14 protein-coding genes and 1 riboswitch are annotated in these 14,827 nt (G+C 70.4%); of the genes, 3 read left to right on the forward strand and 11 right to left on the reverse strand.

Annotated features, from left to right (window positions below):
* Window positions 1–21 precede the first annotated feature (21 nt).
* The 4 genes from PS467_RS12400 to PS467_RS12415 form a co-directional block, all read right to left on the reverse strand.
* Entirely contained in the window at window positions 22–1,194 is a 1,173-nt protein-coding gene (locus PS467_RS12400) for a C40 family peptidase (RefSeq protein ID WP_311035314.1), read from the reverse strand.
* Window positions 1,195–1,418: 224 nt separating this feature from the next.
* A complete protein-coding gene (locus tag PS467_RS12405; RefSeq protein ID WP_311035315.1) occupies window positions 1,419–2,444 on the reverse strand; it encodes a C40 family peptidase in 1,026 nt (341 codons plus the stop codon).
* 307 nt (window positions 2,445–2,751) lie between these two features.
* A complete protein-coding gene (locus PS467_RS12410; RefSeq protein WP_311035316.1) occupies window positions 2,752–4,113 on the reverse strand; it encodes an NYN domain-containing protein in 1,362 nt (453 codons plus the stop codon).
* Window positions 4,114–4,130: 17 nt separating this feature from the next.
* Entirely contained in the window at window positions 4,131–4,376 is a 246-nt protein-coding gene (locus PS467_RS12415; RefSeq protein ID WP_268971528.1) for a hypothetical protein, read from the reverse strand.
* A 153-nt stretch (window positions 4,377–4,529) separates the two neighbouring features.
* On the opposite strand from PS467_RS12415, the gene PS467_RS12420 reads away from it, so the two are divergent.
* Entirely contained in the window at window positions 4,530–5,240 is a 711-nt protein-coding gene (locus tag PS467_RS12420) for a rhomboid family intramembrane serine protease (RefSeq protein ID WP_268971529.1), read from the forward strand.
* Window positions 5,237–5,518, forward strand: a complete 282-nt coding sequence (locus PS467_RS12425) for an Lrp/AsnC ligand binding domain-containing protein (protein ID WP_268971530.1) — start codon at window positions 5,237–5,239, stop codon at window positions 5,516–5,518. The genes PS467_RS12420 and PS467_RS12425 overlap by 4 nt, the downstream gene beginning before the upstream one ends.
* A 53-nt stretch (window positions 5,519–5,571) precedes the next feature.
* On the opposite strand, the gene PS467_RS12430 is transcribed toward PS467_RS12425, so the two are convergent.
* From PS467_RS12430 to ctaE, 6 genes are all read right to left on the reverse strand, one after another.
* A complete protein-coding gene (locus tag PS467_RS12430; protein WP_311035317.1) occupies window positions 5,572–6,969 on the reverse strand; it encodes an aminotransferase class V-fold PLP-dependent enzyme in 1,398 nt (465 codons plus the stop codon).
* 200 nt (window positions 6,970–7,169) lie between these two features.
* Window positions 7,170–7,288, reverse strand: a riboswitch (SAM riboswitch).
* A 114-nt stretch (window positions 7,289–7,402) separates the two neighbouring features.
* Window positions 7,403–8,476, reverse strand: a complete 1,074-nt coding sequence (gene trpD, locus PS467_RS12435) for an anthranilate phosphoribosyltransferase (RefSeq protein WP_311035318.1) — start codon at window positions 8,474–8,476, stop codon at window positions 7,403–7,405.
* A 174-nt stretch (window positions 8,477–8,650) separates the two neighbouring features.
* Window positions 8,651–10,288, reverse strand: a complete 1,638-nt coding sequence (gene qcrB / locus PS467_RS12440) for a cytochrome bc1 complex cytochrome b subunit (RefSeq protein WP_311035319.1) — start codon at window positions 10,286–10,288, stop codon at window positions 8,651–8,653.
* Window positions 10,285–11,340 (reverse strand): cytochrome bc1 complex Rieske iron-sulfur subunit, encoded by a 1,056-nt coding sequence (qcrA, locus tag PS467_RS12445; protein ID WP_311035320.1) that lies wholly within the window; start codon window positions 11,338–11,340, stop codon window positions 10,285–10,287. The genes qcrB and qcrA overlap by 4 nt, the downstream gene beginning before the upstream one ends.
* Window positions 11,337–12,146 (reverse strand): cytochrome bc1 complex diheme cytochrome c subunit, encoded by an 810-nt coding sequence (gene qcrC / locus PS467_RS12450; RefSeq protein WP_311035321.1) that lies wholly within the window; start codon window positions 12,144–12,146, stop codon window positions 11,337–11,339. Before qcrC ends, qcrA begins: the two co-directional genes overlap by 4 nt.
* 69 nt (window positions 12,147–12,215) lie before the next feature.
* Window positions 12,216–12,836, reverse strand: coding sequence for an aa3-type cytochrome oxidase subunit III (gene ctaE, locus PS467_RS12455; protein WP_268971536.1), 621 nt, complete (start codon window positions 12,834–12,836; stop codon window positions 12,216–12,218).
* Between the two features lie 211 nt (window positions 12,837–13,047).
* Between ctaE and PS467_RS12460 the strand changes: the two genes are divergently transcribed.
* Window positions 13,048–13,449 (forward strand): hypothetical protein, encoded by a 402-nt coding sequence (locus PS467_RS12460; protein WP_311035322.1) that lies wholly within the window; start codon window positions 13,048–13,050, stop codon window positions 13,447–13,449.
* Window positions 13,450–13,482: 33 nt separating this feature from the next.
* Here PS467_RS12460 and PS467_RS12465 read toward each other — a convergent pair whose 3' ends face one another.
* The gene (locus tag PS467_RS12465) at window positions 13,483–14,730 is read right to left on the reverse strand and encodes a L,D-transpeptidase (protein WP_311035323.1); all 1,248 of its coding nucleotides are present in this window, start codon (window positions 14,728–14,730) and stop codon (window positions 13,483–13,485) included.
* Window positions 14,731–14,827: the final 97 nt, after the last annotated feature.

Here is a 14,827-nt window from a genome sequence, read left to right on the forward strand (position 1 = left end):
GTACGAGCCCGCGCGCCGGCTTCAGACGCGTGTGATGGAAGAGATCGGCAACATGCCGACGGGGTCATAGCGGACCCGTGCCCCGGGGTAAGGGGCATGGATCACTTGCCCGTTGCCCGCGTACAGGGCGACATGACTGGCATCGGAGCGGTAGACCACCAGATCGCCGGGGCGGGCCTGGGACAGCGGCACCGGCTGCCCGGCGTGCGCCTGGGCCTGTGAGGTGCGCGGGATGGCCACCCCGGCGCGGGCGTACGCCCATTGGGTCAGCCCGGAGCAGTCGAAGGCGGTCGGACCGGCCTGGCCCCAGGCGTACGGCAGCCCGAGGGCCGCCCGTGCCGCGTCGACGGCCGCGGCGGCCCGCCCCGAGGACGGCGCGAAATCCGGCCCGCCGGTGAGGCCGTCGGGGAACCCGCCCCAGCCGGAGCCAGATCCGGAGCCGGAGCCGTGCACGGAGCCGGAACCGCGACCGTGCACGGAGCCGGGGGCGGAGCCCGGCAGCCCGCCGGCGAGGGCGCCGGGCTCCCGTCCGCCCGCCCGCGAGGCGCGGCGCGCGTACGTCTCCCACTCCCTGGGCGGCAACTGGTGCACCAGCCGCCGCGCCGTGGCCAACCGGCGCTGGACGGTCCGCTTGTGGCGGGCCACGGCCCGGCGGCTGTGCTCCAGCTTCACCAGCTTGGCGGCGGCCTCCGCCCGTTCCTGCCGCAGCGTCCGCTGCGCGCCCTGGAGCACCCGCAGTTGGGCGGCCTGGCGGCTGGTGATCCGCTCCAGCGTGGCGGCCTTGTCGAGGTACTGGGCCGGGTCCTCGGAGAGGAGCAGGACGAGGCCCGGGTCGATCCCGCCGGAGCGGTACTGATCGCCCGCGAGGGCGCCGAGCGCCATCCGCATCCGGTTGACCCGCCCCTGGCCGCGGGCGACCCGGTCCTGGAGCCGGTCGACCTGGCGGCGCAGGCCCTGGGCGCGCGTCCGAGCCGCGTTGTAGCGCTCGGTGGCCCGCTCCGCCTGGGCGTAGAGGGTGGCGATCCGGTCGCCGGGGGACCGGGACGAGGGACGGCCCGCCGGGTCATGCGGTTCGGCACCGGCCGCCACGGCGGCCAGTGCGGCGGCGGAGGCCACCACGGCGGCCGAGGCGGCGGCCGTGACGGTGGCCCGGCCGGACCCGGGTTTCGCTGCGCGGTGGCGACGGGACGCCATGGGAAGCCGCACTCCTTTCCGCAGTGTCGGGCGAGAACTGCGGGCAGACAGTAGCCGGGGGGCTACGCACGGTCCAACGGCCGTGAGGTGCGGACAAGCTGACGCCCCGCCGACTGACGCAGGTCACCGGCGGGGCGGAGGATCAGCGAGGGTGCTGGAGATTCGCCCGAAAGGATGGCCTTTCAGACGGTTGAAACCCGGTTCGACCCGGTTCCCGGCTCCGGTCAGACCCGGACGCCGAACTGGAACGGCATGTTGTCCATCGACTCGTAGCGCACGTTGGCACCGGGCTTGGGCGCGTGCAGCACCTGGCCGTTGCCCGCGTACAGACCTATGTGGTGCAGGTCGCCGTAGAAGAGCACCAGGTCACCCGGCTTGAGCTCACCGCGGCCGATGCGGGTGCCGGCGTTCGCCTGGTCCTGCGAGATACGCGGCAGCTGCACACCGGCCTGCTGGTACGCCCAGCCGGTGAGGCCGGAGCAGTCGAACGACGACGGACCGGTGGCGCCCCACACATAGGGGGTGCCGATCTTCGTCTTGGCGGCGGCGAGCGCGGCGGCGGCACGCTGCGAATCGGGCACCTCGCTGCCCAGGTCGACACGGTCGCTGGAGCGGTTGGCGCGCTCCGCGTCCTTGGCCGCGATCTGGGCGCGCTCCTTGGCGGTCAGCGTGTTGAGGAGGTTCCGGGCCTTGGAGAGCTTGCCCTGGATCTCGTCCTTCTTCTTGCCCAGCGCCGTACGGGTGTCCGCCAGGTCCTGGAGCTTGGTGGACGCCTCCTGGCGCTGCTGCTTGAGGGTGCGCTGCTTGTCGGCGATCTTGCGCAGGGACTCGGCCTGCTTGCCGCTCAGCTGGTTGAGGGTGGACGCCTTCTCGAGGTAGGTGTCCGGGTCCGAGGAGAGGAGCAGCTGCACCGAGGGGTCGATACCGCCGGAGCGGTACTGCGCGGTGGCCATCGCGCCCAGGCCGTTGCGCAGCTTGTTCAGCTCCTCCTGACCGCGCGCCACCTTGTCCTGCAGCTCGCCGACCTGCTTCTCCAGCTTCTGCTGCTTCTCCTTGGCGCCGTTGTACTTCTCGGTCGCCTGCTCCGCCTCTTCGTAGAGCTTGTCGACCTGCTCCTTGACGTCCTTCTTGTCCTGCTTCGGAGCGGCCTGAGCGGCCTGGGACGTGAGAGCGACGGCGGCGGCCGCGGTCGCGGTGAGGACGGTTACCCGAGTGCGGCTCGGCTGCTTGGGTCGACGGTGGGACGCCACGAAGGCGAGCTCCTTCTTCCTCCAGCCGCCTACCGGGAGTTGGGGGGGTTGTGAAGCCCCGGCTCCGCGACAGGGCGCGGACTCGGCGGTACCTCCGCTGTCACCCCGGATGGGTGATCAACCGCGCGAAGGTTCGAGGCGACCATAGTGACCTCGCCGTGATCCGTTCAAATCCCGACGGCAAAAAAGTTGCTCCAGAAGGGCATCTTTTACAAACAACGCACAGGCAGTGACGGCCGATTGACGCTCCGCCGACATCAGAAGTGGTGCGGTTCCGACTTCTGAAGTGATTCGGACGTACCGGGCCTCAGGTACGGGCAAGTCGCTTCAGCAGCAGCGCGGATGCCACGGGGCGCGCTCCGGCGCGCGCCACCCCATCGGCCACCTCGCGATCGGTGGACACCACCACCACCGGCCGGCCCGGCGGCTCCGCCCGCACCAGCTGCCGGATCAACTCGTCGGCCGTCACCCCCGGCTTGCTGAACAGCACCCGCACCCCGCGCGGCGGTGCGAGCAGCACCGGCGCGGCCAGCTCCGCCCCGTCGAAGACACAGGTCATCTCCGCGCCCGTCTGGGCCGCGAGCACCGCAAGACCGCCCAGCAGCCGCAGCCGCTGCTTCTCCAACGGCATCGTCGGATAGCCGGTCTTGGTGACGTTGTAGCCGTCCACCACCAGATGCGCCTGCGGCAGCGCGAGCAGCTGGTCCAGCAGCGCCGGATCCATCTCCGACAGCGCCCGGGTCGCTATGTCCTTCGGCGTCATCTTCCCCGGCTCCACGGCGGCCACCGTGTCCGCCGGGCGCGTCGACGCGGGCGGCAGGGCCAGTTCCCGCCGCAGCCCCTGCGCCGCGTCCAGCACCGTGTCCAGCAGCAGCCGCAGCCGCATGTCCTCCACGCTGCGCCCCTCGCGCGCCGCCCGCCGGCTGGCCTCCAGCGCCGACTCCGCCTCCGCGAGCCGGGCCCGCAGCCGCCGCGCCTCGCTGTCCGCGGTCGCCTGACGCGCCGTCGCCTCCGACCGCACGGACTCCAGCTCCGCCTCGACCTTGCGCAGCGCGGCCGCGCCCCGCTTCACATCGCTCAGCGCGCTGCGCAGCTTGCGCTGGAGCACGTCGTTCTCCTTGCGGGCCGCCTCCAGTTCGCCGCGCGCCCGCTCCGTCTCGTGACGGATGGCCGCCTTGGTCTCGGCGAGCTGGTCGCGCAGCCGCTGGAGCTCGCGTGCCGCCTCCTCACCGGCCCGCTCGGCGGAGGCCCGCTGGGCCTCCTCGCCCGCCGCCTCGACCAGCTTGACCCAGCCCGCCGGGCGCAGCACATACGCCACCGCCGCGACGTCCACCGGGTCGGCCGCGGCGGGCGGCGAACCGCTCTCGATCGCCTCGGACAGCTCCGGCTGGGCCTCCCGCAGCCGGCTCGCGATCCGCTGCCGGAAGAGGGGGTCGCTCTCCACCGCGGCGGCCATCGCGTTGCCCGCGAACTTGGCGCGCCGGGTCGGGGTGAAACGGGCGTACTGCCGCAGCTGGGTGGGCAGCTCGGTGACCGTCAGCCCGCCGAAGGCATCGGCGACCAGCGCCACCACCCGCCGCCGCACCCCCTCCGGCAGGGGGCGGTCCAGCGCCTCGGTGACGCCCTCGGCATCACCGGCCGCCCCGGGGCCACCGGTCCGCTCCACCACCTGTCATCGCTCCGTTCTCAGTCGCCGGCGCCGCTGCTCGGACGGTCCACGAGTTCGATCTGGTCGACCGCGTTGCACCAGCGACAGCGCACTGACTCAATGGTCTCACTGAGCACCTCGCGCTCCTCGACACTGGGTTCCCCGGCCAGGTCGAGATGCACATACTCCACGGCCCTCGTCGCACGGGTCACATCGAACCGGGTGAGGTTGCCGCACAGCGTGCAACGCCAGCGGGTCTCGGCGGTCGGCTGGGGAACGGCCATGATTGCGGATCCTCGCTTCTCGGCTGTCGGCGGCGTCCTGTAACCCTACGGCCTGAGCCCTGGCCCGTGCCCGGCCCGTACCGCCGCCGCGTCCCGGCGGGAGCGCGGCGAGGCGCTCTGTGGAGGTTGTGCCCGGTACGCCATGATCTGACCATGATCGAGACGTCGGCGGGGCCCGGCCGTCCCTGGGTGACGTACGGCCTGATCGTCAGCTGCTGCCTGCTCTTCGTCCTCGGACCGGCCTCGGGGCTCAATCCCGGCTATGGCTCGGGCGGGGAGCTGGTGGCGGCCCAGTCCGCGTACTTCGAGCGCTGGGGGGTGGTGCCCAGCGCCCTGTGGGGCGGCGCCCCCGATGCGCCGCTCGCCCCGCTGACCGCGCTGTTCGTGCACGGCAACTGGCTGCATCTGCTCGGCAACATGCTGTTTCTGTACGTCTTCGGCGCGATGACCGAGGAGCGCATGGGCCGGTTCCAGTTCGCCGTCTTCTACGTCGCCACCGGCTATCTGGCGCTGCTCGGCTACGCCGCCGCGCACCCCGACTCCACCCAGAGCCTGGTGGGCGCCTCCGGGGCCATCTCCGGGGTGCTCGGCGCCTTTCTGTGGCTGTTTCCCCGGGCCCGGGTGACCAGCCTCTTCCCGTTTCTGTTCTTTCTCCCGCTGCGCTTCCCGGCCTGGGCGGTGCTGATCTTCTGGGTGGCCCTCCAGTGGCTGGCCGCCCGCGAGGCCGACGACCGTCCCGGGGTCGCCTATCTCGCCCATCTCGTGGGCTTCACACTCGGCTTTCTCTTCGCGTGGGCCCGGTTCGGGGGGACGCGTAGAGTGGGCGGCGCAGCCAGGTCCAGCGAGGGAGAAAGCCAGCCGTGATCACTTCGATCGTGCTCATCAAGACCAGTGTGGACCGGATCCCGGAGATCGCCGAGAAGATCGCCGCGCTGGACGGTGTGAGCGAGGTCTACTCGGTCACCGGTGCGCACGATCTGATCGCGATGGTGCGGGTGGCCCGCCACGACGACCTCGCGGACATCATCCCGGGCCAGATCAGCAAGGTGCCGGGGGTGGCCTCCACGGAGACGCACATCGCCTTCCGGACCTACTCCCAGCACGACCTGGAGGCCGCGTTCGCCATCGGCCTGGACAGCTAGGCCCGGTCCGGACAGGCCCCGGTCCGGGCCTCCCCCGGCGCCCGCCCAGGGGCTCAGCCGCGGTCCGGGACGCAGCGGCCGTCCTCGGTGCGGTAGCTCCACCGGGCACCGTCGCGTACGAGCTCGGCCACGGCGCGGACGAACCGCTCCACATGTTCGTCCGGGGTGCCCGCCCCGAAGCTGACCCGGATCGCGTTCAGCGCACGCTCCCCCGGCGCGGCCTCGGGCGCACCGCATTCCCCCGGCTCGTCGGGCTCGCTGTCCAACAGGGTGCGGACCAGCGGATGCGCGCAGAAGAGCCCGTCGCGCACGCCGATGCCGTACTCCGCGGAGAGCGCCGCCGCGAAGTGGGAGCTGTTCCAGCCCTCCACCACGAACGAGAGCACACCGACCCGGGGGGCGTCGTCGCCGAACAGCGACAGCACCCGCACCTCGGGCACCTCGGCCAGCCCCGCCCGCACCGTGGCGATCAGCTGCCGCTCACGGGCCACCAGGCCCTCGAAACCGGCCTCGGTCAGCGCCTTGCACGCGGAGGCGATCGCGTAGACGCCGATGACGTTCGGCGAGCCCGCCTCGTGCCGGGCGGCCGTGGTGTGCCACTCGACGTCGATCCCGCCGTCGTCCCGGCGCGCCACCTTACGGCTGGCGCCACCGCCCGCCAGATACGGCTGGGCCTCCCGCAGCCAGTCGGCCCGCCCGGCCAGCACACCGGCCCCGAAGGGCGCGTACAGCTTGTGCCCGGAGAAGGCCACCCAGTCCACGTCCGCCGCCGCGATGTCCACCGGGTGGTGCGGGGCCAGCTGCGCGGCGTCCAGCACGATACGGGCGCCGTGGGCGTGCGCCGCGGCGGCCAGCTCCCGTACCGGCCACAGCTCACCGGTCACATTGGACGCGCCGGTCACGCAGACCAGCGCCGGGCCCTCGGCCCGCCCCGCGAGCGCCGTCTCCAGCGTCTCCACCGCCTGCCGCGGGGAGCGCGGGGCGCTGAGGTAGTGGACGGCGATGTCCGCCCGCTGCCGCCAGGGCAGCAGCGAGGCGTGGTGTTCGGTCTCGAAGACGAAGACCTGGGTGCCGCGCGGCGCCACGGCGGCCAGGAGGTTGAGCGAATCGGTGGTGGAGCGGGTGAAGACGACCTGGTCGTCCGCGCGGCAGCCGAGGAAGGCGGCGACGTCCTTACGGCTGTTCTCGAAGAGGTCGGTGGACAGCTGCGAGAGGTAGCCCGCCCCGCGGTGCACGCTGCCGTAGTAGGGCGCGTAGGCGGCGATGTCGTCCCAGACCCGCCGCAGGGCGGGCGCGCTGGCGGCGTAGTCGAGCGCCGCGTAGGTCACCTCGCCGCCGGTGACCAGGGGCACCAGGACATCGCTGCCGAGCACGGGCAGCGGCTCACAGGCGGCGGAGGAGGAAGTGGCGGAGGAGTCGGCGGAGGCGAGGGCAGAAGGGCGCACGGACATGACGAGGTCTCCCGGAAGGGTCGAAGGCGTGCCGCGCCACGGGAGCGGCGGCGGTGAACCTGCCGTCGGGGCGCGGAAAGGTCGCTCGACGCACGGCACCACCGCGCGGAGCGGACAATAGAAAAACGGGCCGCTCGGCCCTAGCGCATTCGCTGCATCACGGAAGAGCTCCCTCGACCACCAGGACCCCTAGTGTGAGGGGTCCGCGCTTGCCACCGGCCTTGTTGCCAGGCGGCCTGGTCATCACCCGGGGCACCCCGCCACGGACGGAGGGTTGCCGGACAGCGGGCCGGGGCCGTAGTCGCTGTCGCTCGTGACCTGGGCAGGAGTATGCCATGCCGAACGCCGACGCCCATGTTCTGTCCGCATCCCGGACAGAACATGGGCGTCGTCAACAGAACACGGGCGGCGTAAGGGGGCCGCCGGGGTCCGCTCAGGCGTTGGTGGCCCGCACCCACCGCTCCAGGGCGTCGCGCGCCGCCCCCGAGTCGATCGACTCGGCGGCTTGCTCGACCCCCGCCGCGATCCGCTCCGTCAGGGGCTTGTCCCCCGGCTCCGGTTCGAGCGCCACGAGCGCCGCCGCCGAGTTCAGCAGCACCGCGTCCCGGACCGGGCCCCGCTCGCCCGCCAGCAGCCGGCGGGCCACATCCGCGTTGTACGAGGCGTCGGCACCGCGCAGGGCCTCCACGGGAGCCAGCCCGATGCCCACGTGCCGGGGGTCGAAGGTCTCCTGGCGCACGGCGCCGTTCCGGACCTCCCACACCTGGGAGGTCGAGGTCACGGTCAGCTCGTCCAGTCCGTCGTCGCCCCGGACGACCAGCGCGGAGGAGCCGCGCTCGGCCAGCACCCCGGCCATGATGGGCGCCATCCGGGCATCGGCCACCCCGGTCGCCTGGGATGTGACCCGTGCCGGGTTGGTCAGCGGGCCGAGGAAGTTGAACGGGGTGGCGACGCCGAGCTCGCGGCGGGCCGCCGCGACATGCCGCAGCGACGGGTGGAACTTCACCGCGAAGCAGAAGGTGATGCCCGCCTCCTCCGCGATCTCGACCACCCGCTCCGGGCTGATGTCCAGATTGACGCCGAGCTTCTCCAGGACGTCGGAGGCACCGCTGGCGGAGGACGCGGCGCGGTTGCCGTGCTTGACCACCCGTGCGCCGGTGCCGGCCACGACCAGCGCGGACATGGTCGAGATATTGACGGTCTTGGCGCGGTCGCCACCGGTGCCGACGATGTCCACGGTCGCCCCGGGCACCTCGATCACCTTGGCGTGCTCGTACATGGCCCGCACCAGACCGGTCATCTCGGAGACCGTCTCGCCCTTCGCCCGCAGCGCGACCGCGAAACCGGCGATCTGGACGTCGGTCGCCTCGCCCCGCATGATCTGGTCCATGGCCCAGGCGGTGTCGTCCGCGCCGAGGTCCTGGCCGGCCAGCAGCGAACTCAGTACGTCCGGCCAGGTGCGGGCCGTCGCGGTGCTGTCGCCTCCGGCGGGGGTCACAACGTCCATGGTCCGCTCCTGGATCCGTGGGGGTGGGCAGGGAAAAGGGGTCCGCGACGTCAGCGGCCCGCCGCAAGCCTATCGGCAGTACGACCGGGGCCCCGGTCCGGACCGTGCGGTCCGGGCCGGGGCCCTGGTCTGTGGCGTCGCTACAAGTGGAGAAACCGGTGGGTGGGAGAGAGATCAGTGGTGGCCGTGGCCGCTGGTGATCTCGTGGTACTCCTCGCGGGTCGGCTTCGGAATGATGTTGTCCCCGCCGTAGTAGCCCTTGGAGAGCTTGGAACGGAGCTTCTGGGAACGCTTTATCTTCCGCTTGACCCCGTTCTCGTCGACCTCGGGGCCGATCTCATAGGGCTCGGGCTGCTCGTGCTGGGTCAGCGCGAACAGCTGGTCCTGCGAGAGCGGCTCGTGGACCTCGATGAACTCACCGTGCGGCAGCCGCTTGATGATGCCGGTCTCACGGCCGTGCAGCACCTTGTCGCGGTCGCGCCGCTGGAGGCCGAGGCAGATCCGCTTGGTCGCGATGAACGCCAGGACCGGGCCGACGAAGAAGCCGATCCGCACGAACCACGTGATCGAGTTGATCGACAGGTGGAAGTGGGTGGCCCACAGGTCGTTACCGCCACCGATCAGCATCACGAAGTACGCGGTCAGCCATGCGACACCGAAGGCCGTACGGGTCGGGGCGTTGCGCGGGCGGTCCAGGATGTGGTGCTCGCGCTTGTCACCGGTGATCCAGGACTCGACGAACGGGTAGAGCCCGATCGCGAAGAGGACCAGCGGGAAGAGCACGATCGGGATGAACACGCCCAGGACGAGCGTGTGACCCCAGGCGGTGATCTCCCAGCCGGGCATCACACGGACCAGACCCTCGGCGAAGCCCATGTACCAGTCGGGCTGGGCGCCGGTGGACACCTGGTCGGGCCGGTAGGGACCGATGGTCCAGACCGGGTTGATGGTCGCGATCGCGGAGACGACCGCGATCACACCGAAGACCAGGAAGAAGAAGCCGCCCGCCTTGGCCATGTAGACCGGCAGCAGGGGCATGCCCACGACGTTCTTCTCGGTCTTTCCGGCCCCGGGGTACTGCGTGTGCTTGTGGTAGAAGACCAGGATCAGGTGCGCCACCAGCAGGCCGAGCATGATGCCCGGCAGCAGCAGGACGTGGACCGGGTAGAGCCTCGGGATGAGGTCCATCCCCGGGAACTCGCCGCCGAAGACGAACATCGAGATGTAGGTGCCGACCACCGGGATCGACAGGAAGACACCCTCGATGAACCGCAGACCGGTGCCGGAGAGCAGGTCGTCGGGGAGCGAGTAGCCGGTGAAGCCGGTCAGCATGCCGAGGAAGAACAGCAGGAAGCCGAACAGCCAGTTGATCTCACGCGGCTTGCGGAACGCACCGGTGAAGAACACGCGCATCATGTGCGTGAACATGCCGCAGAGGAAGACCAGCGCGGCCCAGTGGTGGATCTGCCGGATCAGCAGACCGCCGCGCACCTCGAAGCTGATGTCGAGCGTCGAGGCGAACGCCTCGGACATCTTGACACCCTGCATCGGGACGTACGGCCCGTGGTACGTGACCTCTTCCATGCTGGGGTGGAAGAACAGCGTCAGATACACACCCGTGAGGATGATGATGATGAAGCTGTAGAGGCAGACCTCGCCCAGCATGAAGGACCAGTGGTCCGGGAAGATCTTGCGCATGTTGGCCTTGGCCAGGCTGTAGATGCCCAGCCGGCCATCGGCCCAGTCGGCGACGCGCTCGCCCGCGGGCGCTTTGCCGCGGCGCTGCGCGCCGCTGTCGCTTGCAGTGCTCATCCGCGCTCCCAGTAAGCAGGACCGACGGGCTCCGAGAAGTCGCCCATGGCTTCGAGGTACCCCTGGTCGTTGGCCCTGATCCGCAGCTGCGGCAGCGCGTGACCGGCCGGACCGAAGATCACTCGGCCACCGTCGGAGAGGTCGAAGGTCGACTGGTGGCAGGGGCACAGGACGTGGTGCGTCTGCTGCTCATAGAGGTTGATCGGGCAGCCGACGTGGGTGCAGATCTTGGAGAACGCCACGATGCCCTCGTGCGACCAGTCCAGCTCGCGCTTGTCCTTGATGTTCTCCGGCTGGAGCCGGACCAGCATCAGGGCGGCCTTGGCGATCTCGGTCTGGAAGTCGTGGTCCTCCTCGCTCATGCCCTCGGGCATGGCGAAGGTGAGCGAACCGACGGCGATGTCCTCGGGGCGCAGCGGCTGCATGGTGTTGTAGTTCATCAGCCGCTTGCCCTTGGCCCACTTGGTGTGCCGCAGCTTGGTGCCCGGCATCGGACCGAGGTCGCGCAGCAGCACGACACCGGAGAGCGGCACCAGCGCGAGCGCGCCGAAGAGGGTGTTGCGGGCGAGCTTGCGCCGGCCGAAGCCGGACTCCTTCGCACCCTGGCGGAAGTCCTCGAGGACCTTCGACTTCACCTCGGGGCTGGCCTCGATGGCGTGCCGCTCGTCGGCGATCTCCTCGTCGGACATCAGGGTGCGGGCCCAGTGGACCGCGCCCGCGCCGATGCCGAACAGCGCGATGCCGAGCGTCACCCCGAGCGCGAAGTTGAGCGCGCTGATGTGCCCGATCGGGAAGACGTAGATGTACTTGTCGACCGGGATCGCCACGTACGCGGCGATGAAGGCGATCGTGGCCAGCATCGAGACCGTGAAGAGCAGGGCGACGGTGCGCTCGGAGCGCTGCGCGGCCCGCTCGTCGATGTCCTGCTTACGGTGCTCGTGCGGCGGCAGCCCCGGGTCGGCGAAGGGGTCGTCGGCCGGCCTTACGGCGCTGGCGGCCCCCCGCCCTTCCGGCAGCTTGTCTTCTGCTTCTGAAATCTCGTGGCTACTCATGACTTCTTGGCCTTTGCGGTCCGGGCGGCGACCCAGATGGTGAGGACGATCATCGCGCCCATGCCGAAGACCCAGCCGAACAGACCCTCGCTCACCGGGCCGAGCCCGCCGAGCTCAAGGCCACCGGGGGTCTTGCTCTTGTCGCTGTTGACCGTGTCGAGGTAGGCGATGATGTCCTGCTTGTTCTTCTCCGGCATCACGGTGTCGGGGAAGGAGGGCATGTTCTGCGGGCCGGTCTGCATGGCCTCGTAGAGATGCTTGGGGCTGACCCCTTCGAGGGACGGCGCGAACTTGCCGTTGGTCAGGGCGCCGCCCTTACCGCCGAAGTTGTGGCACTGCGCGCAGTTCGTCCGGAAGAGCTCCCCGCCCTTCGCGACGTCCGCGCCATCGGTGCTGTACTGGTCCTTGGTGGGCGTCACCGGACCGGCACCGAGCGAGGCGATGTACGCGGCGAGCTGCTCGATCTCGGCGTCCGAGTAGATCTTCTTCTTCTTCGGCACCTGGGCGCCCGGCTGCTGCGCGGGCATACGGCCGGTGCCGACCTGGAAGTCCACGGCGGCGGAGCCGACGCCGACCAGGCTCGGGCCGTCAGAGGTCCCCTGACCGCCCGTGCCATGGCAGCTGGCGCAGCCGACGGCATAGAGCTTCTTGCCCTCCTCGATGGCGAGGGACTGGGCGGAGCTGTCGTCGGCCTTCGCCTCACTCGGCGAAAACGCTGCGTACAGCCCTCCAGTGACCGCCAGCGCGAAGAGTAGGACGACGAGCGCAGCCAGCGGATGGCGCCGTCGTGCGGAGAGCTTTTTCACGGATTACCCCGGTGTCAGGATCTTCTGCGTCGATGCTGTTAAGGACGTTATTCCGGTGCGGTGACCGGCTTACTTGATCATGTAGATCGTGGCGAAGAGGCCGATCCAGACGACATCGACGAAGTGCCAGTAGTAGGACACGACGATGGCCGCCGTCGCCTGCTGGTGGGTGAACCTCTTGGCCGCGTACGTCCTGCCCAGGACCAGCAGGAAGGCGATCAGGCCGCCCGTCACATGCAGTCCGTGGAAGCCGGTGGTCAGGTAGAACACCGAACCGTACGGGTCGGACGAGAGCGAAAGCCCGTCGTTCTTGACCAGCTCGGTGTATTCGAAGATCTGACCGCCGATGAAGATCGCGCCCATGATGAAGGTGATCACGAACCAGGTCCGCAGCTTCTTCACGTCGCCGCGCTCGGCGGCGAAGACGCCGAGCTGGCAGGTGAGAGAGGAGAGCACCAGGATCGTGGTGTTCGTCGCGGAGAACGGGAAGTTCAGCGCGGACGCCATTTCCTTCCAGTGCTCGGCTCCGGTCACCGATCGCAGGGTGAAGTACATCGCGAAGAGGGCCGCGAAGAACATCAGCTCGGAACTCAGCCAGATGATGGTTCCGACGCTGGTGAGGTTCGGCCGGTTGACCGACGGGTGCGCGTGCCCGGTTTCTACTGCTGTTGCTGTCGCCACGACCGACATTATGTCGGTCGCTTATCCAGCCCTCACTCCCGGGGGTCCCGTTCGGAGTGTCAAGGGCCGCGTCAAGGGCATCGACCCTGCTCGTCGGGGCTGTTCGGGACAGTCCCCCGAAGGGAGGAGAGATCCGTACGCCCCCTCCTCCGGACGGCTGTACGGGAGTAGCATCCGCCCCAGGAGCCCGGCAGATCACTTACTTCGCCCGGAGGTCATGATGCGGCCGACCGCAACGGTGCTGGTCTACAGCGACGACGCGAGCACCCGCGAGCAGGTGCGCCTGGCGGCCGGGCGCCGGCCCGCCGCCGATGTGCCCCCGGTGGAGTTCCTGGAGTGCGCCACCCTCCCGGCCGTTCTCTCGGCGCTGGAGGAGGGCGGTATCGACGCCTGCGTGCTGGACGGTGAGGCGGTGCCCGCGGGCGGGATGGGCGTCTGCCGGCAGATCAAGGACGAGATCTTCCAGTGCCCGCCGGTGCTGCTGCTCATCGGCCGCCCGCAGGATGCCTGGCTGGCCACCTGGAGCCGCGCGGAGACCGCGGTGGCGCATCCGGTGGACCCGGTCGCCCTGGCGGACGCGCTGGCCGGGCTGCTCCGCAAGCGGCTCTCGGTGGACGCCTGACCTCACCGTCTTCCTCACACCCGGGGACCTTCCTCACACCTGGGGACGGAGCCGGGCCGAGTCGGCGGGGGTGCCGTCGGGCTGGCCCGCGGCGATCGCGCTGCCCTTGCGCCAGTCCGCCCACGCCATGTTCCAGTCGCCGTAGCCGTTGTCGAACGTCGCCATGTCCTCGCCGTTGCTGTTGACGACCTCCACGATGTCGCCCAGGCGCACGGTGTTGAAGAACCACTCGGCGTTCGCGGTGCTCATGCCCGTACAGCCGTGGCTGACGTTGGCGTAGCCCTGCGAACCGGTGGACCAGGGCGCGGCATGGACGTACTCACCGCTCTTGGTGACCCGGGCGGCCCAGTAGACCATCAGGTCGTAGGAGCCGGCGCCGAGTCCGATGCTGGCGCCCGTCATCCGTACGGCTGATTCCTTGGCCAGGATCACCTTGATGCCGTTCCGGGTGTCGAATCCGGGCATGCCGGTGGTGATCGGGATGGTCCGGATCGGCACGCCGTTCCGCTTCACCGTCATCTGGTGGGTGCCGGAGTCGGTGAGGGCCTCGATGCGGTCGCCGGTGGTCAGCCGCAGCGATGTGGACGGGCCGCCGTAGAGCCCGCCGCCGACCCTGATGCCCTTGAGATTGGAGTGGACCGTGATGGTGGCGTGGGCGGGCCAGTACTCCCGCGGACGGTAGTGCAGATTGCGGCTGTCCACCCAGTGCCAGACGCCCTCCACCGCGGGCCGCGAGTCCACCTTCAAGGCGCGTTCGATCACGGCTCGGGCCGAGGGGTCCTTGACGGGCCGACTCAGCCGGGCCGTGATGGGCTGCCCCACCCCGTACTCCCCCGCCTTGGGGCCGAAGGTGACCTTCAGCAGCCGGCGGGCGGGGCTGGTGGTGAAGTCGACGGTACGGCGGCCGGGGGCCCCGTTGGAATCCTCCGTGGACACCTTCAGTGTGTAGCGCGCCCCCGCGGCCAGTGGCACGGTGCTGCGCCAGCGCTTGCCGTCGGACGCCAGCTCGCCCCGGACATAACGGCCCGCGGCGTCGGTGGCCGTGACGTCCGTGATCCGGCTGTCGTCGTCCTTGGCCGTCACGACGAGCGGTTTGTCCGGATCGGCCTTGCGGCCGTCGCCGTCGCCGCTGAACGAGATCTGGTCGGCGGCGTCGTACGGCTTGGCGGACAGGGGGTCGGGAGAGCCCCCGCATCCGCTCAGACCCGCTATCAGCGGCGCCACCAGCAGGGCGCAGGTGAGCGTCGCCCGGCTGCTGAGTGATCGAGGTGTGTGGCTCATGGTCTCAACGTACGAACGGCGTCCGTGCCCGTCGCGCCGGATGAGGCAGTGGAGTGAGCCACCGGCCCGTGCCCCGGTGCGCGGGCGACAACGCGTA

Origin of the sequence: Streptomyces luomodiensis (genome assembly GCF_031679605.1) — a bacterium.
GTDB classification, from domain to species: Bacteria; Actinomycetota; Actinomycetes; order Streptomycetales; family Streptomycetaceae; genus Streptomyces; species Streptomyces luomodiensis.

What these genes read in the sequence shown, in the direction of transcription:
- PS467_RS12400 (WP_311035314.1), bottom strand. Translation starts at nt 1,194, where the DNA reads ATGGCGTCCCGTCGCCACCGCGCAGCGAAACCCGGGTCCGGCCGGGCC.
- PS467_RS12415 (WP_268971528.1), bottom strand. Translation starts at nt 4,376, where the DNA reads ATGGCCGTTCCCCAGCCGACCGCCGAGACCCGCTGGCGTTGCACGCTG.
- PS467_RS12420 (WP_268971529.1), top strand. Translation starts at nt 4,530, where the DNA reads ATGATCGAGACGTCGGCGGGGCCCGGCCGTCCCTGGGTGACGTACGGC.
- PS467_RS12430 (WP_311035317.1), bottom strand. Translation starts at nt 6,969, where the DNA reads ATGTCCGTGCGCCCTTCTGCCCTCGCCTCCGCCGACTCCTCCGCCACT.
- trpD (WP_311035318.1), bottom strand. Translation starts at nt 8,476, where the DNA reads ATGGACGTTGTGACCCCCGCCGGAGGCGACAGCACCGCGACGGCCCGC.
- qcrB (WP_311035319.1), bottom strand. Translation starts at nt 10,288, where the DNA reads ATGAGCACTGCAAGCGACAGCGGCGCGCAGCGCCGCGGCAAAGCGCCC.
- qcrA (WP_311035320.1), bottom strand. Translation starts at nt 11,340, where the DNA reads ATGAGTAGCCACGAGATTTCAGAAGCAGAAGACAAGCTGCCGGAAGGG.
- ctaE (WP_268971536.1), bottom strand. Translation starts at nt 12,836, where the DNA reads ATGTCGGTCGTGGCGACAGCAACAGCAGTAGAAACCGGGCACGCGCAC.
- PS467_RS12460 (WP_311035322.1), top strand. Translation starts at nt 13,048, where the DNA reads ATGCGGCCGACCGCAACGGTGCTGGTCTACAGCGACGACGCGAGCACC.
- PS467_RS12465 (WP_311035323.1), bottom strand. Translation starts at nt 14,730, where the DNA reads ATGAGCCACACACCTCGATCACTCAGCAGCCGGGCGACGCTCACCTGC.